Origin of the sequence: Priestia endophytica DSM 13796, from assembly GCF_900115845.1 — a bacterium.
In the GTDB taxonomy this organism is placed as follows: Bacteria; Bacillota; Bacilli; order Bacillales; family Bacillaceae_H; genus Bacillus_I; species Bacillus_I endophytica.
In genome coordinates, this window is sequence record NZ_FOXX01000012.1 from 85075 (window position 1) to 104072 (window position 18998).

General features: G+C 37.5%; 15 protein-coding genes and 1 riboswitch. Of the genes, 10 read left to right on the forward strand and 5 right to left on the reverse strand.

Annotated elements, in window-relative coordinates; all coding sequences use genetic code 11:
* Window positions 1-62 precede the first annotated feature (62 nt).
* The 4 genes from BM012_RS19475 (at window position 63) to thiC (ending at window position 6670) form a co-directional block, all read left to right on the forward strand.
* A complete protein-coding gene (locus BM012_RS19475; protein ID WP_061804859.1) occupies window positions 63-1256 on the forward strand; it encodes a class I SAM-dependent rRNA methyltransferase in 1194 nt (397 codons plus the stop codon).
* An 848-nt stretch (window positions 1257-2104) separates the two neighbouring features.
* Entirely contained in the window at window positions 2105-3649 is a 1545-nt protein-coding gene (locus tag BM012_RS19480; RefSeq protein ID WP_061804858.1) for a bifunctional ADP-dependent NAD(P)H-hydrate dehydratase/NAD(P)H-hydrate epimerase, read from the forward strand.
* Window positions 3650-3701: 52 nt separating this feature from the next.
* On the forward strand, window positions 3702-4571 hold the full coding sequence (locus tag BM012_RS19485) for a fructosamine kinase family protein (protein ID WP_061804857.1): 870 nt from the start codon (window positions 3702-3704) through the stop codon (window positions 4569-4571).
* A 72-nt stretch (window positions 4572-4643) separates the two neighbouring features.
* Window positions 4644-4756, forward strand: a riboswitch (TPP riboswitch).
* Window positions 4757-4900: 144 nt separating this feature from the next.
* Window positions 4901-6670, forward strand: a complete 1770-nt coding sequence (gene thiC / locus BM012_RS19490; RefSeq protein ID WP_061804856.1) for a phosphomethylpyrimidine synthase ThiC — start codon at window positions 4901-4903, stop codon at window positions 6668-6670.
* A gap of 45 nt (window positions 6671-6715) precedes the next feature.
* On the opposite strand, the gene BM012_RS19495 is transcribed toward thiC, so the two are convergent.
* Together BM012_RS19495 and betB are read right to left on the reverse strand one after the other, a co-directional pair.
* Window positions 6716-7924, reverse strand: coding sequence for a choline dehydrogenase (locus tag BM012_RS19495; RefSeq protein ID WP_061804855.1), 1209 nt, complete (start codon window positions 7922-7924; stop codon window positions 6716-6718).
* A gap of 30 nt (window positions 7925-7954) precedes the next feature.
* On the reverse strand, window positions 7955-9412 hold the full coding sequence (gene betB / locus BM012_RS19500; RefSeq protein WP_061804935.1) for a betaine-aldehyde dehydrogenase: 1458 nt from the start codon (window positions 9410-9412) through the stop codon (window positions 7955-7957).
* Between the two features lie 399 nt (window positions 9413-9811).
* On the opposite strand from betB, the gene cudC reads away from it, so the two are divergent.
* From cudC to qoxD, 6 genes are all read left to right on the forward strand, one after another.
* The gene (cudC, locus tag BM012_RS19505) at window positions 9812-10375 is read left to right on the forward strand and encodes a choline uptake/conversion transcriptional regulator CudC (protein WP_061804854.1); all 564 of its coding nucleotides are present in this window, start codon (window positions 9812-9814) and stop codon (window positions 10373-10375) included.
* A gap of 36 nt (window positions 10376-10411) precedes the next feature.
* Window positions 10412-11086, forward strand: coding sequence for a beta-phosphoglucomutase (gene pgmB / locus BM012_RS19510; protein ID WP_061804853.1), 675 nt, complete (start codon window positions 10412-10414; stop codon window positions 11084-11086).
* A gap of 338 nt (window positions 11087-11424) precedes the next feature.
* Window positions 11425-12360, forward strand: coding sequence for a cytochrome aa3 quinol oxidase subunit II (qoxA, locus tag BM012_RS19515; protein ID WP_061804852.1), 936 nt, complete (start codon window positions 11425-11427; stop codon window positions 12358-12360).
* Between the two features lie 92 nt (window positions 12361-12452).
* Window positions 12453-14405 carry a cytochrome aa3 quinol oxidase subunit I gene (gene qoxB, locus BM012_RS19520; protein WP_040060393.1) on the forward strand — a complete coding sequence of 651 codons (1953 nt, stop codon included), beginning with the start codon at window positions 12453-12455 and terminating at the stop codon, window positions 14403-14405.
* A 3-nt stretch (window positions 14406-14408) separates the two neighbouring features.
* Window positions 14409-15029, forward strand: coding sequence for a cytochrome aa3 quinol oxidase subunit III (gene qoxC / locus BM012_RS19525; protein ID WP_061804851.1), 621 nt, complete (start codon window positions 14409-14411; stop codon window positions 15027-15029).
* Window positions 15030-15031: 2 nt separating this feature from the next.
* Window positions 15032-15349, forward strand: a complete 318-nt coding sequence (gene qoxD, locus BM012_RS19530; RefSeq protein ID WP_019394734.1) for a cytochrome aa3 quinol oxidase subunit IV — start codon at window positions 15032-15034, stop codon at window positions 15347-15349.
* 78 nt (window positions 15350-15427) lie between these two features.
* Here the strand turns inward: qoxD and pdxK are convergent, their stop codons facing one another.
* The 3 genes from pdxK to BM012_RS19545 all read right to left on the reverse strand — a co-directional run bounded on the left by pdxK (window position 15428) and on the right by BM012_RS19545 (window position 18944).
* Complete coding sequence (pdxK, locus tag BM012_RS19535) at window positions 15428-16243, reverse strand: pyridoxine/pyridoxal/pyridoxamine kinase (RefSeq protein WP_407719646.1); 816 nt, start codon at window positions 16241-16243, stop codon at window positions 15428-15430.
* 152 nt (window positions 16244-16395) lie between these two features.
* Window positions 16396-17529 carry an alanine dehydrogenase gene (ald, locus tag BM012_RS19540; RefSeq protein WP_061804850.1) on the reverse strand — a complete coding sequence of 378 codons (1134 nt, stop codon included), beginning with the start codon at window positions 17527-17529 and terminating at the stop codon, window positions 16396-16398.
* 167 nt (window positions 17530-17696) lie between these two features.
* Window positions 17697-18944 (reverse strand): PucR family transcriptional regulator, encoded by a 1248-nt coding sequence (locus BM012_RS19545; protein WP_061804849.1) that lies wholly within the window; start codon window positions 18942-18944, stop codon window positions 17697-17699.
* Window positions 18945-18998 lie beyond the last annotated feature (54 nt).

Genomic DNA, 18998 nt, shown 5'->3' on the forward strand with positions numbered 1-18998 from the left:
AGAAAAAGTGCTACGATAATGAACAAGTGTAATTTTAATGATAGAAGAAATGAGATGAAAAAATGAGTGAAATGATTTCCCTGCAAATTAAACGTAAAGATGCAGGAAAAATTAAAAATGGTTTTCCTCTATTAAGGAAAGAGGCCATTGTGAATCCACATGTGCTTAAAAAAGAAGGCCAGCTACTTCGGTTAGTAACAGAAAGTGGCGAATTCTTAGGGACAGGATACTATGGAAAACAAAATAAAGGGTATGGTTGGGTTCTTACAACAAACGAGCGCGAGAAGATTGATGAATCTTTTTTTATCAACAAGCTTTCTCAAGCTCTTGCTTATCGTTCTTCCTTCTTTCAAAACTTATCCACAACTGCTTTTCGAGTATTCAATGGTGAAGGAGACGGTATTGGCGGTTTAACGATTGAATATTTTGAAGGATACTATGTTATTAATTGGTACAGTGAAGGAATTTATGCTTTCAAGGATTTAATCCTAAGTGCTTTAAAAAAGGTTGTTCAATATAAAGGCTTATATGAGAAGAAGCGTTTTGATCAGCAAGGTCAATATATTGAAGATGATGATTTTGTAGATGGAGAGCGTGCTCAATTCCCGTTAATTATCAAAGAAAATGATGTAAATTTTGCCACATACCTCAATGACGGAGCTATGGTCGGGATTTTCTTAGATCAGCGCAACGTTCGAGAATGTATTAAAGAACATTATGCTAAAAATAAAACGGTCCTTAACTTGTTTTCATATACAGGTGCCTTTTCTGTTAGTGCCGCAGTTGGTGGTGCTTCTAAAACAACAAGCGTGGATGTTGCTAATCGAAGTTTAAGTAAAACGATTGAGCAGTTTAACATCAATCAACTTGATCATGAAGCCCATGATATCATCGTAGAAGACGTTTTTCACTACTTTAAATACGCAAAACGAAAAGAGTTCACATATGACTTAGTTATATTAGATCCTCCAAGCTTTGCCCGCTCTAAAAAGTTTAGATTTAGTGTTGCAAAAGACTATCAAAAGCTCTTAGAAGACACAATTGATCTAACAAACGACAATGGAGTAATTGTTGCTTCTACAAACTATAGTGGTTTTGATATGAAAAAATTTAAAACCTTTATCGATGGAGCTTTCAAAGCTAAAGGAGAACGCTATAAAATTCTCGAAGAATATAAGTTACCAAAAGATTTTAAAACGAATCCTCATTTTAAAGAAGGAAACTACTTAAAAGTTGTCTTCATTCAAAAAGCCTAAACACTCTGTTTTAGGCTTTTTTTGTTTTATTTCTCCAAACTGTGGATAACTCAGAGGGAAAAGATTATCCACAGTTTTAAACACTTAAAAGCTTCTTTTTTTCTATATTCTTCTTCCACAAAATTAATCGCTTCCTCATTCTCCTATCTACGACCTTTTCTAACTTCTTTTTACAGCAAAAAAAGCTGTTCTTCTACAATATTCGCCTTTTCTCTCCCTAATGACATGTCTTCATCCTCTTTTTTTACTCTCCCATTCTTAGTTTAGTGCTGCATATCATTACTATGATTCCCCTTCATACGTATCTTTTGTTTCTTTTCTGGCTAAAACAAGTAGAAAACAGTATTTATAGGAGCAAATTATCTTAGGCTAATTTCGTACTTTTTGAAAATTCTCTCCTATAATCATTCTCTTCAATCTCTTATCCACCAGTTTCTTGATCTGCTAGCTTCTTCATATCTCTTATCAACTTTTTCCGTCGTCTCTTATTATTTTCAACCTATTCTTGATCTTCTTTCTTGGTAGAAAAAAATTATTTTCGGAAAATATAGATTTGGCCTTCTGTTATTCCTGTACTAATTTAGCTGTCATTCTGTATTTATATAGAAATTATTATAAAAAAATACCAAAAAACACTATTGTTTTTCTAAAATAATATAAAAAATAGATAATTTGTCGAAATGTCGAATTATTTCCCATAACTTCAAAATTTTAAATTTAACGATGTTAGGTAATAGTGCCTATAAAAATCCGTGGAACGTTTGATATAAAGCCATTCTTATTTTTAGGTATTGATTTTCTTAGAACGGGAAAATAAAAAGAAAGAAGAAGGTAAGGAGGAATATAGGGTGAGAATTTTTTCAAAAGATGAAATGTATAACATTGATCAAGAAACAATAGAGAAGATTGGATTAAATAACGGTATGTTAATGGAGAATGCAGGACAAGCAGTAGCTCGAGAGATTGAAAGTCGAATCAAAAAAAATGATAAGATTATCGTCATTACTGGAAAGGGTAATAATGGTGGGGATGGAGTTGTGATTGCACGTGTTTTAAAGGAGAGAGGTTTTTCTATTGAGCTTTGGATGAGTCATAAAGGAGGAAGTGTTGCAGAAGATGCCCAACGAGCGTTAGAGATTTATGAGAACTGCGGGCATTCGTATAAAATCTATGAAGAAAATGAAGGAGCGTTTCAAACTTCTCTAAGGAAAAGTACGATTATTGTAGATGCTCTCTTAGGAATTGGCACAAAAGGAAAGGTGAGAGATCCGTATCGAAGCATCATTGAAGAGGTTAATGAGGTAAACAAAATCATATATGCCGTGGATATTCCAAGTGGACTCAATGCGGATGAAGGAGAAGTAGATGTAGCGATTAAAGCTCATACTACATTTGTTATTCAAGGTGCTAAGCAAGGGGCTTTTTTGTTTCCTAGTGCGAGCTTTTATGGGGAGATTAAAACTGTTGATATCGGCATTCCTTCTTCTGTTATAGAACAGAATTCGTATGTGAAAAGAAGGTGGAGTAAAGATGAAGTGCTTTCATCTCTTCCACATCGGGACATCTCTTCACATAAAGGAACATATGGTCGAGCTCTTATGATAGCAGGATCTGAAAATATGCCTGGGGCTGCTGTTCTTTCTTCGAAGGCTGCCTCCCGAAGTGGGGTAGGACTTCTCACAATTGGCATTATCGAGAACATTAAATCAATTATTGGCTCTCATCTTCCTGAAGCAATGTACAATCTTCATCAAAGCCACCAAGGCATGCTTTCTGAAGTGAAAGATTACAGCTCTTTGCAACTGAATGCTATTGGCATTGGTCCAGGGATTGGAAGGAACAAGGAGACGGAGAAGATGGTTGAGGAAATATTGAAACAGCAGGTTACACTTGTGCTTGATGCAGATGCATTGTTCCATGTGAAACCTCATTTACAGAAAGTGAAGGAAAGACGTTTTCCAACAATTTTAACTCCTCATCCAGGTGAAATGGCCTCACTTCTTAGTTTGTCTATTAAAGAAGTGGAGAGTGACCGATTTGGAAAGTCGCGCGAGTTTGCTCAAACGTATGGCATATATCTTGTTTTAAAAGGACCTTTTACCATCGTGACGACTCCCTCTGGAGAGCAATTTGTAAATTCCTCGGGAAATCCTGCTCTTGCAAAAGGAGGTAGTGGAGATGTATTAACAGGAATGATTTTAGGATCTGTTCTTCAGTATGAAAATGTACAAAAAGCGCTGAGCAATGCTGTATTTATTCATGGTGCCATAGCAGATCAACTAGTAGCATCTACACATTCCCCATTAGATGTACTAGCTACAGACATTATTGAAGGAATTTCTCCACTGCTTCATGAATTATATAGAGAAAAGGAGTATTCTACTGGATACTGAAATGTGCACCATTTTCTTTTAAGGTTTTAAGAGGGAAGGGGAGTTAGAAGGATTGGAAAAGCTCATTAAGCAAGCTATTTATAATAGAGGTGACACTTCAACAGTTCAATTAATCCGGCCTGTTTCTGGTGGTGATATCAATCAGGCTTCTTATGTGAAAACAGAGAAAGAAGAATATTTTATTAAGTATAACAATTCTACACCTCCTGGTTTTTTTCAACAAGAAGCTCAAGGTCTAAAGAAAATCAAAGAAACGGGTGTTATTCAGGTTCCAAATGTGTATGACTTTCATGAATCAACAGAAAGCGGAGAAGGATGGCTTATTTTAGAATGGATCCAAGGAGAGAAAAATGAAAAAACAGAAGAGCTTCTCGGCAGACAGCTCGCACTTATGCATAGTGTAAGTAAAGATAAGTTTGGTTTTCATCATCCTTCGTACATTGGCATGATTGAACAGCCAAATCAATACTATGATAAATGGGCAGAATATTATACGAAAAATCGTCTTCTCCCTCAAGTAGAACTTGCAAAGAAAAAGGGGTACCTTTATCAGGAACGAGAAGCAGGGCTTTATGAACTTCTTGAGAGAATGGAGAAATGGCTTCCTCATTCTTGTGAGGCTTCTTTACTTCATGGGGATCTTTGGGGAGGAAATTGGATTGTTGGTAAAACAGGAGATCCTTATTTGATTGATCCCTCAGTATTTTATGGTCATTCTGAATTTGAACTTTCTTTTACTGAACTTTTTGGTGGATTTTCTTCAGAATTTTATCAAGCTTATCAAGAAGTTCGACCACTTTCTCCAGAGTATGAGGAAAGAAAACCACTCTATCAACTTTTTTATTTACTTGTTCATCTAAATCTTTTTGGAGAAGCTTACGGAAGGTCTGTAGACCGAGTTTGGCGCTATTATGTAGGGTGAAAAAGAAAAAAGAGTAGTTTACATCATTTACTAGATATGCTATAGTTCGAAATGTAAACTGAATATTCAATATTTTACTACTAGGGGAGCCCTAATTTTGTGGGCTGAGAGGAAAGACAAAATCTTTCTGACTCTTCGAACCTGATCTGGGTTATACCAGCGGAGGGAAGTAGGAGAGATAACGTAAGAAAGTGAATTGCGTTTTTTTCTACATATCCAATTGGGTTCTCTATATTAGAGAACCCAATTTTTATTTTAAGAAAAAACTTCTGCTATTTCATCTCCTCCAAAGGTGTAACCAAACAACAATACTAAGGAGGAAGATTTATATGTCGAAAAAAGTAAACATTCCATTGCAATCAACATTTCCAAACAGTAAGAAAGTTTATGTAGAAGGTGAACATCATAGTATTCAAGTACCAATGAGAGAGATTAAACAAAGTGATACAAAAACAGATAGCAAACATGAAAAAAATGAACCAATTCGTGTTTATGATACAAGCGGGATTTATAGTGATGAAGATTTTGAAGTGGATATTACGAAAGGGTTACCTCGTGTTCGAGAGGCATGGATTATGGACAGAGGAGATGTAGAAAAATATGAAAAACGAGAGATCAAACCAGAAGATAACGGATACCGAAGTGAAAATCAAAAACAAAATATTGCCTGTTACCCAAATGTAATCAAGCACCCGTTCAGAGCGTGTAAAGAAAAGAATGTTACACAAATGCACTATGCCAAAAAAGGGATTATTACCCGGGAAATGGAGTTTATTGCAATTCGAGAGGGAGTAGAGGCAGAATTTGTACGGAAAGAAGTTGCGGAAGGACGAGCAATTATCCCATCGAATATTAATCATCCTGAAAGTGAACCAATGATTATTGGGCGGAACTTTTATACGAAGATTAATGCGAACATCGGCAACTCTGCTGTTAGTTCTTCTATAGAAGAAGAGGTAGAGAAGATGACGTGGGCAACAAAATGGGGCGCAGATACGATCATGGATCTTTCTACAGGGAAAGACATTCATACAACGCGGGAGTGGATTATAAGAAATTCACCAGTTCCAGTTGGCACTGTTCCAATTTATCAAGCACTTGAGAAAGTACAAGGAATTGCAGAAAATTTAACGTGGGAAATCTATCGCGATACACTTATCGAACAAGCAGAACAGGGCGTTGACTACTTTACAATTCATGCTGGTGTTCTACTACGTTACATCCCACTTACGGTTAAACGAACAACAGGGATTGTATCAAGAGGGGGATCTATTTTAGCTCAGTGGTGTCTTGCTTATCATGAAGAGAATTTTCTCTATACGCATTTCGAAGAGATTTGTGAAATTTTAAAACGTTATGATATTGCTGTTTCACTTGGTGATGGCCTTCGTCCAGGCTCCATTAAGGATGCGAATGATGAAGCACAGTTTGCTGAATTAGAGACGCTAGGGGAGCTTACAAAGATTGCATGGAAGCATGATGTTCAAGTAATGATTGAAGGGCCTGGACATGTACCAATGCATAAAATAAAAGAGAATGTTGATAAACAAATGGATATCTGTCATGAAGCTCCTTTTTATACATTAGGACCATTAACAACTGATATTGCACCAGGTTATGACCATATTACATCTGCTATTGGAGCAGCAATGATTGGTTGGTTTGGCACTGCTATGCTTTGTTATGTTACCCCAAAGGAACACCTTGGATTGCCAAACAAAGATGATGTAAGAGAAGGAGTTATCTCTTACAAAATTGCAGCACATGCGGCAGATCTTGCTAAAGGTCATAAAGGAGCTCAAGACAGAGATGATGCTCTTTCTAAAGCGCGCTTTGAATTTCGATGGGATGATCAATTTAACCTTTCACTTGATCCTGAACGTGCAAGGGAATTTCATGATGAAACTCTACCAGCAGAAGGTGCAAAAACAGCACACTTTTGTTCAATGTGTGGCCCGAAGTTTTGCTCCATGAGAATTTCTCACGATATTCGCTCAATGGCAGAATTAAAAGACAAGAGTATAGAAGAAATTAGAGAAGAAGGTATGAAAGAGAAATCTGAAACATTTAAAAAGGAAGGCTCACACCTTTATTCATAAAAAAGGACCGGTCTCACCATAAGTGGGACCGGCTTTTTATGATTTTTAAACTGTTTTTGGCGTTAGGTTAAAGCAGCGGTTATAGATCCATTCATATTTCTCTTGAGTAAGATCATGAGGGTTTCCTACTGTTTGAGGGTCTTTCATTGCTTCTTTTGAAAGACGTTCAATCATATCTTTTGGAACCCCTTGATCTTCAAGAGAAGGAATACCTAGATCTTCAACAAGTTCATACATCCAGTTTACAGAAGCTTTTGCTGCCTCTTCTGTTGTCATGTTACTTGTATCAATTCCAAATGCTTTAGCAATACGAGCAAATTTAGCAGGGTTTCCTTTCCAGTTAAACTCCATCACAGGGCCCATCATAGCTGCTACGCATTCTCCATGAGCAACTGGAATAATGCCGCCTAATGTTTGACTCATAGCATGAGCTGCTCCTGCTGATTCACTGCCGTATGAAAGACCAGCAAGCATAGCTGCTTGGGCCATTCCGTATCTTGCTTCAAGGTCTTCCCCATCTGCATAAGCACGACGGATATAATGTGCAGCATACTCCATTGCCATTAATGCAACAGCATCTGTAATCGGTTGAGCAAATTTCATTGTATAACATTCAATAGCATGTGCTAGTGCATCAACGCCTGTCATTGCTGTAACACGTGGAGGCATTGAGACATGAAGTTTTGGATCAATAATTGTAAGGTGAGCAGCAATAAGCGGCCCACCAGTATTAAATTTAAACTCACGCTCTTCATCTGTAATAACAGCCCACTGTGTTACTTCAGACCCTGTTCCAGCTGTTGTTGGAATTGTTGTTAATGGTGGGATACGATTTTCGAGTGGTTTTTTACCTTCAGCAGCTTCGTAATCTAATACAGAGCCTTGATGTGTTGCCTCTACTCCAATTGCTTTTGCAGTATCCATAGAGCTTCCACCACCAACTGCTACAAGGCCGTTGCATCCTTCTTTTTCATAAAGAGAAGAACCTTCTGCAACAAGTCGAACGGGTGGATTTGGTTCTACTTTGTTAAATAAAACAACTTCAATTCCTTCTTCTTTTAAGTTCTTGATTACAGGATCAACAACACCTGCATTGTAGATGCCAGGGTCTGTTACTAAAAGAGCCTTTGATACGCCTAATTTTTTTACTTCTTCACCTAGGTGGTTAATTGCTCCGATACCGTGTTTGATTGCTGTAGGGATCTCAAACTGATGAAATTTTGTCATATGTTCAATTTTCATATTTAGTGCCATACTAAAAAACCTCCTTAGAATAGTAAAAAATTATTTAAACCAGCCAACAGGCTCTGGTTTTGTATTTCGATAAATATGCTTAAGTTCTGTATATTCTTCTAATCCGGTATGACCGAGCTCACGACCGATTCCGGATTGTTTGTAGCCACCCCAAGGAGCTTGAGCAAAGTATGGGTGGAAGTCATTAATCCAAACCGTACCCATGCGAAGGCGGTTTGCTACATACTCAGCTTTTGTAATGTCATTAGACCAAACAGCACCTGCAAGGCCGTAGATTGTATCATTTGCTAATTTTACTGCCTCTTCTTTTGAACTGAATTTCTCTACAGTAAGAACAGGACCAAAGACTTCCTCTTGCACAATGCGCATGTTCGATGTGCAGTCTATAAAAATAGTAGGAGAGTAGAAGAAACCATTTTGTAGCTCTTCAGCTTTTGGACGTTCTCCTCCTAGCGCTAATGTAGCTCCTTCTTCTTTACCGATCTCTACATAGCTTTCAACTTTTTCACGATGCTCAGCTGAGATAAGAGGACCACTTTGCGTTCCTTCATCAAATCCATTTCCAAGCTTAATGCGTTTAGCTTTTTCAACTAGTGCTTCAATAAATTTGTCATGGAGGCTTTCTTCAACAAGCAGGCGGGCACCTGCTGAGCATACTTGCCCTCCATGGAAGAAGACTGCATTTAAAGCTTGATCAACGGCTGTATCAAAATCTGCATCAGCAAAAACGATATTTGGATTTTTTCCGCCAAGCTCTAGAGCAATGTTCTTTACGTTAGAGCTTGCCGCTCGCATAATTTCTTTCCCCGTTTCAATTCCACCTGTAAAAGAAAGAAGATCTACTTCTGTACTTGAAGAAAGTTCAGCCCCAACTGTATTTCCTTTTCCGAGCACAAGATTTACTACACCTTTAGGTACTCCTGCTTCTTCCATAAGTTCAAATACTTTAATTGTGGTGAGTGGAGTGATTTCACTAGGTTTCATAATAAGTGTGTTTCCTGCCGCAAGAGCAGGAGCAAGTTTCCAAGATGCTTGGAGTAAAGGATAGTTCCACGGTGTAATTTGGCCACAAACTCCAACAGGTTCACGAACTACTCTACTTTGTGAATGTGGAAGAGGGGAGGAGATGACTTCACCGCCATTTTTGTCCGTAAGTCCTCCATAGTAAAAAAAGACATTTGCAATGTCTTCCATATCTGCTCGACTTTCCTCGAGTGTTTTTCCTGTATCTAATGTTTCAAGTTTTGCTAGTTCTTCATGATCACGACGAATAAGGGATGCAATCTTCTGAATAATCAAACCGCGCTCATTGGCAGGTGTAAAAGCCCATTCACTTTCGTCAAAAGCAGTTCTTGCTGCTTTTATCGCCTCTTTTGTATCTTCTTCATTGCCTTCTGAAACCTTAGCAATAATTTCTTGATTGAACGGATTAATAATGTCTCTTATTTCTCCATTTTTGGCCTCAACCCATTGACCATTGATAAACATTTTCTTTGTTTCCAATCTCTTCACTCCTCCTAATGAATCGTAAAGTTTGTTAAGAATATTTTTAACAATGTTTATATTTAACAACTTAACATGGCAATGATTTCTTGTCAAAGAAGAACTGTTTAACCTATTATCCTTTATAAATAAAACTTTAAGTTGAAATGGAAATCTGTTTTGGAGAAAATAATAATATAAATTTGTTAAGAAAAAATTTAACGAAGTTAATGTTATTTTTCACTTTTTATAAATGAACTTATAATGATAAAGAGTTTTCTTTTTTAACAGAGGGAAGTAAACTAATTGATAAATGTCTATAACCATAGAAGTGCACCTAATATAGGGCTGACTTGAAAATTCTAAATATAAATTCTAAATCGATCATATAGAGGAGGAGACACAATGGAACAAGGTGATGCAGGAAAGATAACTGAAAAAGCAAGAGCTTCCATTGAACATGCGAAGGGTCTTGTAACAGAGTCAATTGCTGAAACAATGGACTTGTATGGGGTAACTGGAAGTGTTGGAAATTTGTTTGGAACAATGTATTTTGAGAATGATATGACGCTTGATGAGATGAGAGAAAAGCTTGGGATGAGCAAGCCGAGTATGAGTACAGGAGTGAGAAGACTACAAGAGCTTGATATTGTGAAGAAAACATTTATAAAAGGAAGTAGAAAGCATACGTATGTTGCTGAAAAAGATTTCTTTCACTTTTTTGCTAACTTCTTTACTCATAAATGGGAGAGGGAAGTAAAACTAAATTTAGAAGCCATTGAACAAGCTCAAGAGGAAATTAAAAATGTCTTAATTATGAAGGAGCTTGGAGAAGATCTTCAGGCAGAAGCAAGGGATTTATATCATCAACTTGAAGATTCAAAACCTTACTATGCTTGGCTGCATAAGCTTGTGGAGAGCATCAGGAGCGGTAAAATCTATGAGTTTATTCCAAAAGAAGAAAAATAATATATTTAAAAATGAAGAAGAGGGGAGGGGAGAGTGATGAAGAAAATACAGGCTGTTATTTTTGACTTTGATGGCGTTATTGTGGATACTGTACCACTTTATTATAAAGCAACAAAAGTAATCGCGGATATGTTAGGTGTTACTTTTACGTCAGAAATGAATCAGCAGCTTCAAGGAGTAAATCGGAAGCAAACCATTATGACGCTCATAAAAGACAGTACTAGAACCTATAGTGAACAAGAAGTCTATGAGCTAGGGGAACAGAAAAATGAAGAATATAAAAAGCTCATTCAAAACCTTGATGAAAAAGTTGTGCTTCCTGGAATTCAATCATTCCTAGGAGAGTTGAAAAAGAGGGGAATTCCAACAGCAGTTGCGTCCTCAAGCTCCAATGCCCCATATTTAATAGAGAAGATTGGGCTTTCATCATATTTTGATCACATTGTAGATGTGACAAAGATTAAGAAAGGAAAGCCAAATCCTGAGATTTTTTTGACTGCTGCACGTCAATTACAAATTCCTCCACAAGATTGTATAGCAATAGAAGATGGACGAGCAGGACTTGAAGGAATTCAAAAAGCAAATATGTTTTCAGTTGGGGTAGGGGAGGACGAAATGATGAAAAATGCCGACCTTTATGTCGAAAAAACAGAGGATTTAACTTTTGAAAAGTTAGCAAAGAGCTATGATGAGTTCTTTCAAACAAAATAGTTGAAAAACTGCTCAGGAAATGAGCAGTTTTTTCTTGCCAAAACAAGAAAAAAAGGCGACAATAACAGACATGATATTACATTATTTGGACAAAAAAGGATAAATGATGAACATTTTGTGACTTATTTGTGACAAATTAATTATCATTTTTTGACGACTAGTCAAAAGAAAGTTAATGTCGTAAAATATGTGGTATTGTGGATAGGTAAATAAAACGTTGTGTTTTTTTTGTCTTCTACTATATTTCTCTACTCGACTTCCATAAATAGTAAGTGGGGTAGTTGAGGTTTAAAATTTTATAATATCCTTTTTTAAAACAAAGGAAAGGAGGAACATCCATGAAAAAGCTTCAAAAAGTGAGTCGCAAGTGGATCTCATTGTCTGCTCTAGCTATTCTCTTTTTATTGAGCGGCTGTGATCTAAAGATGGGTGTGTTAAACCCACAAGGACCAGTGGCTCAAACTCAATATGACCTAATTATGTGGTCGATTGGTTTTATGCTTATTATCATTGTGGTTGTTTTCGTTTTATTTGCTGTAGTTCTTATTAAGTATCGTGAAAGACCAGATAATATGAATTACGAGCCACCAGAGGTACACGGAAATACATTCCTTGAAATCGTCTGGACTGGTATTCCTATTATCATTGTTATTGCACTATCTATCCCAACAGTCAAAGCTATCTTTGACTTAGAGAAACCACCACAAGCTGCAAATGCAGAAGAACAACAAGAACCGCTTGTTATCTATGCAACATCAGCTGACTGGAAATGGATTTTTAGTTATCCTGAACAAGGAATTGAGACGGTTAACTATGTAAACATTCCAGAAGATAGACCAGTTGAATTTAAGTTAACATCAGCGGATTCAATGACGGCTCTATGGATTCCAGAGCTTGGTGGACAAAAATATGCAATGGCAGGTATGGAAACAACGCTTTATTTACAAGCAGATCACGAAGGCACTTACATGGGACGTAACGCTAACTTCAATGGTGAAGGTTTCGCACAAATGGAATTTGAAGTAGAATCTCAAAAACCAGAAGAATTCCAAGAGTGGGCTGATGAAGTAAAAGATACGGCTCCTAAGCTTACAGAAAAAGAGTACAACAAAGAGATCTTAAAACAGAGCGTTATTGGTCGTAAGTCTTTCTCAAACACACACTTAGACTTTGTTGACCATGCAAAGCAAGATACTTATAACAAATCTGAAGAAGATCATGAAGGTCATGAAGAGGGCATGGATATGGAAGGCATGGACCATAGCAGTCATTAATCTCTAAGCTTTTCAGCATGTTTTCATCATGTACAGTTTTATAACGCAACATATTAATTTTTGCTAATACAGCGGAAGGAGGAAGCTAAGAGATGAAGCTCGATGAATTTTTCGTCACAGGTGATCCGCTAATTTATGGCGCGGATGTTTCCATCGTATTAGCCACTTTAGGTATCATCTTTGTTTTAACTTACTTCAAGAAGTGGAAATGGCTTTGGACAGAATGGCTTACATCCGTAGATCATAAGAAAATTGGTATCATGTATATCATTGCTGCGGTGCTAATGCTTTTCCGCGGTGGAGTGGATGCCCTTTTAATGCGTGCTCAACTCACACTTCCAGAGACAGAGTTCTTAAGCTCTTCACATTACAATGAAATTTTTACAACACACGGGACAATTATGATCCTGTTTATGGCTATGCCATTTTTAATTGGTTTAATTAACGTTGCTGTACCACTACAAATTGGTGCACGTGACGTAGCATTCCCATTTTTAAACTCACTTAGTTTCTGGTCATTTTTTATGGGGGCAATGCTTTTCAATATCTCCTTCGTTATCGGGGGGTCACCAGATGCAGGGTGGACAGCTTACATGCCTCTAGCTGGCAATGAGTTAAGCCCAGGGCCTGGACAAAACTTTTACCTGTTAGGACTTCAAATTGCCGGTATCGGTACACTTGCAACAGGTATTAACTTCTTAGTTACAATCCTAAAAATGCGCGCACCAGGTATGACATTAATGAAAATGCCAATGTTCACTTGGTCAACACTTATTACAGCTATCATTATTATCTTTGCTTTCCCTGTTTTAACAGTGGCATTAGCACTTATGACATTTGATAGACTATTTGATGCCAACTTCTTTAACTTGGGAGATGGCGGTATGCCTATGCTTTGGGCTAACTTGTTCTGGGTTTGGGGACATCCTGAAGTATATATTGTTATTTTACCTGCATTCGGTATTTTCTCGGAAATCGTTTGTACGTTTGCACGTAAAACATTATTTGGTTACAAAGCAATGGTATTCTCAATGATTGCTATTGCAGGTTTAAGTTTCCTTGTATGGGTCCATCACTTCTTTACGATGGGAGCAGGCGGAGCAGTTAACTCATTCTTCTCTGTTTCAACGATGGCAATTGCAATCCCAACAGGGGTTAAGATATTTAACTGGTTATTTACGCTCTACAAAGGGCGCATTAAGATGACCGTTGCGATGATGTGGTCACTAGCATTTATCCCGAACTTTGTTATCGGTGGGGTAACAGGGGTTATGCTTGCAATGGCTGCAGCTGACTATCAGTATCACAATACGTATTTCCTTATTGCCCACTTCCACTACGTATTAATCGCTGGTACAGTTTTCGCTTGTTTCGCAGGTCTATATTATTGGTATCCAAAAATGTTCGGTCATATGCTTAACGAACGTTTAGGAAAAATTAGTTTCTGGTTATTTATGATTGGATTTAACGTATGTTTCTTCCCAATGTACTTCTTAGGTCTAATGGGAATGGCACGTCGTATGTACACTTACTCAGCAGGTCTTGGATGGACACCATTAAACGTTATTGCATCTATTGGTGCTGTTGGAATGGGTCTAGGATTCATTGTACTTGTATATAGCATTTACTACAGTGCTCGTCATGGTGAACGCGATCTTACTGGTGACCCATGGGATGGTCGTACGCTTGAGTGGATGGTTTCTTCACCACCACCATTCTACAACTTTGCTACAACACCAAAAATGACTCGTTTAGATGAGTATTGGTATCAGAAGAAAGAAAAAGGCTTTGAAGCTGCTCGTGAAGTAAAAGAGGAAGACTTAAAACCAATCCATATGCCAAGCAACTCTGGCTTAGGTGTTATCATGTCAGTCCTCTTGTTCATTGCTGGTTTCGGTCTTGTATTTGAATGGTACTGGATGGCTATTCCAGGTCTAGCAGGTATGCTAATCTGTATGGTTATTCGTTCCTTCGATTATGACGATGGCTACTATGTCAGCGTTGAAGAAATTAAACGAACACAACGAATCGGAAAGGGGGCGTAACGCATGGCAGCAGAATCTACACACGCACATGATGCTAATACGCCGCTTGAATATTCCAAAGGCGAGGACAGAATGACCATTCTTGGCTTCTGGATCTTCCTTGGAGCCGAGATCGCCCTGTTCTCAACACTATTCGCAACATATATGGTTTTACATTCTCGTCCAGCAAATGGACCAACTTCAGCTGACTTGTTTAAACCAGAGATCGTTTTAATTATGACGTTCTTACTTTTAACAAGTAGTTTTACAGGAAGTATGGCTATCCATTATTTAAGAGCTCAAAAGATGAAAGCAATGGTAACGTGGCTTTTAATTACAATGGCTCTTGGTCTTGGATTCCTAGGCTGTGAGATTTTTGAGTTCTATGAGTATATTGGACACGAAGGTGTTTCAATCAAAACAAGTGCTTTCTTATCAGCATTCTTTGTTCTTGTTGGAACTCACGGACTTCACGTAACAATCGGTGTCGGTTGGTTAACGTGTATCTTGATTCAATTAAAACAGCGTGGATTTACACCAAAAACTGCTCGTAAAGTATTCATTATCGGTCTTTACTGGCACTTCTTAGATATCGTTTGGTTGTTTATCTTTACGTTAGTCTATTTATCAGGGATGGTGTTATAATCATGGCTGGAAAAGGATATGCACAAGAGCATCATGATGGTTTTCCTTGGAAGCTTGTTATCGGCTTTATCCTGTCGATCGTTATTACACTGATCACCGTATGGGTAGCCTTTAGTTCAGGTTTCTCAAACACTGCTATTCTTACTGTTATGCTTATTCTTGCTTTCTTACAGGCTGGCATGCAGCTCGTGCTGTTCATGCACTTAAGAGAAGGAGAAGGTGCTGTACAGGTTGGGAATATGGTGTATGCATTCTTTATCGCTATTGTAATTGTTGCAGGTTCTGTTTGGGTTATGTCATTCGGAATGCACAATCATTAATACAAAAAACCTCAGCTCAATTGAGCTGAGGTTTTTTTGTATATAAGAAAAGGATGAGGGGAATTTCCCTCATCCTTTTTAAACGTGCTGATTTTCTTTGCTGCGATATGCACTGTGCTTTGTAGGTCCAATATATTCATTCAATTTGAAAGACTCACGAATTGCTTCTGTAATAAACTCTTTCGCTGTTAAAATAGCTTCTTTCACGTCTTTACCTTTAGCAAGTTCAGCTGTGATAGCAGCTGAGTACGTACAGCCTGCTCCATGTGTATACGGTGTGTCAATACGCTCACCTTCAAGCACATCGAACGTTTTGCCATCATATAAAACGTCAACTGCTTTACCATGCTGTAGCTTTCCGCCACCTTTAATTAATACATACTGTGGACCAAGAGCATGAATTTTTTCAGCTGCAGCTTTCATTTCTTCCACTGTTGTAGGAGTTCCAAGACCGCTAATTTGACCTGCTTCAAATAAATTTGGCGTCACAACTGTTGCGCGTGGAGTAAGCGTGTCCCGAAGACTTTCTGCTGTTTCAGGGTGCAGGACTTCATCTTCTCCTTTACAAACCATTACAGGATCGATAACAATGTTTTTTAAATTATATTTATCGATTGTTTCTGCCACAAGGTTGATAATTTCAACAGAACCAAGCATGCCTGTTTTCATTGCATCAATTCCAATGCCTTCAACAGTTGTAGAAAGCTGGGCTTTTAGCGTATTAATATCTATAGGAAATACGTTATGAGACCATTTGTTTTTTGGATCCATCGTAACGATAGTTGTTAGAGCTGTCATGCCGTATACTTCACGCTCTTGGAAGGTTTTTAAATCGGCTTGTATACCTGCGCCTCCACTCGTGTCAGAACCAGCAATTGTTAATACTTTTTTCATAATGATAAAAAGCCTCCTTGCATCCAAGCAAAAGTTATCTTTATAGTGTGCTTCTGTATTCTATTATATCAATAAATAGGTGATTTTTCATAGAACAGGATTAATCTTCCGAGAAACAAAAAAGCATGAGAGAAGTTTCTCTCATGCTGAAATTATACAGAAGCAAATCCGTTTAAAAGAGCGGTTTCAACAGGTACATATGTGTAACCAAGATCATGAGCAACAGCTTTAAATGTAATTTCACCGTTTGCTACATTGACACCAAGTTTTAATGCTTCATTTTCCGCAACTGCTTTTTGAACTCCTTTGTCAGCAATTTGCAACGCATATGGTACAGTTACATTTGTTAAGGCAATTGTTGAAGTTCGTGCAACAGCACCAGGCATGTTTGCTACAGCATAGTGAACAACGCCGTGTTTTTCATATGTTGGATTATCGTGTGTTGTAATATGGTCAACTGTTTCTACAATCCCGCCTTGGTCAATGGCAACGTCTACAATCACAGATCCTTTTGACATTGATTTTACCATGTCTTCTGTCACAAGAGTCGGAGCTTTAGCACCTGGGATTAGAACAGCACAAATAAGTAGATCAGCCTGTGCAACAGCGCTAGCAATATTGACAGGGTTTGAAATTAATGTTTGAATGCTACTTCCAAAAAGGTCATCAAGCTCGCGTAAACGTTCAGGATTAAGATCGATAATTGTAACATCTGCTCCTAGACCAACTGCAATTTTAGCTGCGTTTGTTCCAACAACACCACCGCCAATAACGGTTACTTTTCCACGATTTACGCCAGGAACGCCTGATAGTAGGATTCCTTTTCCGCCTTTAGGCTTTTCTAAAAATTGAGCACCAATCTGAGCAGCCATTCGTCCTGCAACTTCACTCATAGGTGTTAAAAGAGGAAGCTTTCCATTACTTGCAACAGTCTCATATGCAATAGCCGTAACGCCTTTATTCTTCAATGCCTCAGCAAGGCTTGGTTCAGCTGCTAGATGAAGGTAAGTAAATAGAATAAGTCCTTTTTTAAAGTATTCGTATTCACTTGGAAGAGGTTCTTTCACTTTCATAATCATATCAGAAGTAGCCCAGACATCTTTTGCTTTTGCAATAATCTCAGCACCTGCTTGTAGGTAATCCTCATTTACAAATCCACTGCCAACGCCAGCATTTTCTTCAACTAAGACACGATGTCCATGTGCTACAAGTTGAACAACTCCAGAAGGTGTAAGTGCTACGCGGTTTTCATTGTTTTTAATTTCTGTTGGTACTCCGATAATCATAATTATTATACCCCTTTCAATGTAAGCGTTTTCTATATTCATATTAGAGAAACAAGCGTTCCTCTGATAATGTAGTAAAATGAATTACTATATTTATAGTATAAGCAGAATTATCGGAATCATCTTTGTGGTATTTAGAGAAAGATTTTCTGTTCATTTGTGTAAAATCACAAATGAAGACTTTCAGCATAACGTGCAAGTTTGATATCAAGGTATAGGGTGATCTTTTGGTTAGGGTTTTTTAAATTGAGTTCTCCAATTTCTTGAATTCGTTTTAGACGATAATTAAGTGTATTAATATGAATGTTTAATGCTTTTGCTGCTTCATGAAGGTTTTGATCCCGGTCAAGAAAAATCTCAATCGTTTCAACTAAGTTGCTTTGGTGTTTTCGATCATAGGAGACAAGTTTTTCTACTGTCTGGTTTGTAAACCCATCTCTTTGTCTTTTTTCTAATAAGACATCCAAAAACTGATAGATTCCCAATGATTGATAAGTGTAAATGGACTGAGTTTCTTTCGGAAATCGTTTCTTTATAGAAAGAACAGTAAGCGCCTCTTTGTAACTTTTTGAAATACAGTCAAGAGATTCATATATGTTTCCACTGCTTGCATCAGCTAATGAAAGATTGAATCGTTCTACTGTTTGCTTTGTGAAATGTTCAATGAAGTTTTCACATTGCTGAAGAGGCTGTGAACGGTCTTTTAATGAGATAAGCAAAATTAATTTATTAAAATCTGTTGTATATAAAGAAACTTGAACTTGCTGTGTTGTTTGAAGAAGGTAAGAAAGCTTCCTTTCCATATCATCTGTGATTTCTTGATGAAAACGAAAAACAAGCACAGAAAATAAAGTTGGGGGTGTAAGTTGCACTTGCTGAAATTGCATGTGAACATCATCTGATTCTTTCACATGGTTTGTGAGTATCTTCCAAAAAAGCTCTTGAGATCTCTCTTCCTTCTTATTTTTGCGGATTTGTAGTTGCAACAGTTTGTTTTTTGCCGCTTTTGCAGCACTCTTTAACAGAATAAGTTCTGAGTCTTGGAGTTTATGGTAAACTTCAAGGGCCCAAATGAAACCAAGAACTTCGTCATTTTTCCAAATGGAGATTGCTACACGATTGCCGAGACCAATCTCGTTAATATTTTCTACTCGAATGGGCTCTCTTGATTGTAATAGGGCAGGAATAGCTCCTTGTTTCCAAAGGTTATTAATCACTTTTTCAGGAACGCGTCGACCGATGATTGTAGAAATACGAGCAGGATCAATCTCATCTTGATGTGTGCTGTAAGCTAAAAGTCGATGGTTCGCATCTTCAATTGTAATAGGACACTTTAATACATCACTAATATGGTCAGCAAATTCATCTAGTGAGTCAAAATTGGATTGGAATGGATCATGTTGTTTTATACTCATAAATTTCCCCTCATTTATCGAAGCTTTTACAAACAGTATACAAGAAAATAAAAG

Coding starts and splice junctions, on each gene's coding strand:
- BM012_RS19475 (WP_061804859.1), top strand. CDS start 63: ATGAGTGAAATGATTTCCCTGCAAATTAAACGTAAAGATGCAGGAAAA.
- thiC (WP_061804856.1), top strand. CDS start 4,901: ATGTCGAAAAAAGTAAACATTCCATTGCAATCAACATTTCCAAACAGT.
- BM012_RS19495 (WP_061804855.1), bottom strand. CDS start 7,924: ATGGCACTAAATATGAAAATTGAACATATGACAAAATTTCATCAGTTT.
- betB (WP_061804935.1), bottom strand. CDS start 9,412: ATGTTTATCAATGGTCAATGGGTTGAGGCCAAAAATGGAGAAATAAGA.
- cudC (WP_061804854.1), top strand. CDS start 9,812: ATGGAACAAGGTGATGCAGGAAAGATAACTGAAAAAGCAAGAGCTTCC.
- pgmB (WP_061804853.1), top strand. CDS start 10,412: ATGAAGAAAATACAGGCTGTTATTTTTGACTTTGATGGCGTTATTGTG.
- qoxA (WP_061804852.1), top strand. CDS start 11,425: ATGAAAAAGCTTCAAAAAGTGAGTCGCAAGTGGATCTCATTGTCTGCT.
- qoxB (WP_040060393.1), top strand. CDS start 12,453: ATGAAGCTCGATGAATTTTTCGTCACAGGTGATCCGCTAATTTATGGC.
- qoxC (WP_061804851.1), top strand. CDS start 14,409: ATGGCAGCAGAATCTACACACGCACATGATGCTAATACGCCGCTTGAA.
- qoxD (WP_019394734.1), top strand. CDS start 15,032: ATGGCTGGAAAAGGATATGCACAAGAGCATCATGATGGTTTTCCTTGG.
- pdxK (WP_407719646.1), bottom strand. CDS start 16,243: ATGAAAAAAGTATTAACAATTGCTGGTTCTGACACGAGTGGAGGCGCA.
- ald (WP_061804850.1), bottom strand. CDS start 17,529: ATGATTATCGGAGTACCAACAGAAATTAAAAACAATGAAAACCGCGTA.
- BM012_RS19545 (WP_061804849.1), bottom strand. CDS start 18,944: ATGAGTATAAAACAACATGATCCATTCCAATCCAATTTTGACTCACTA.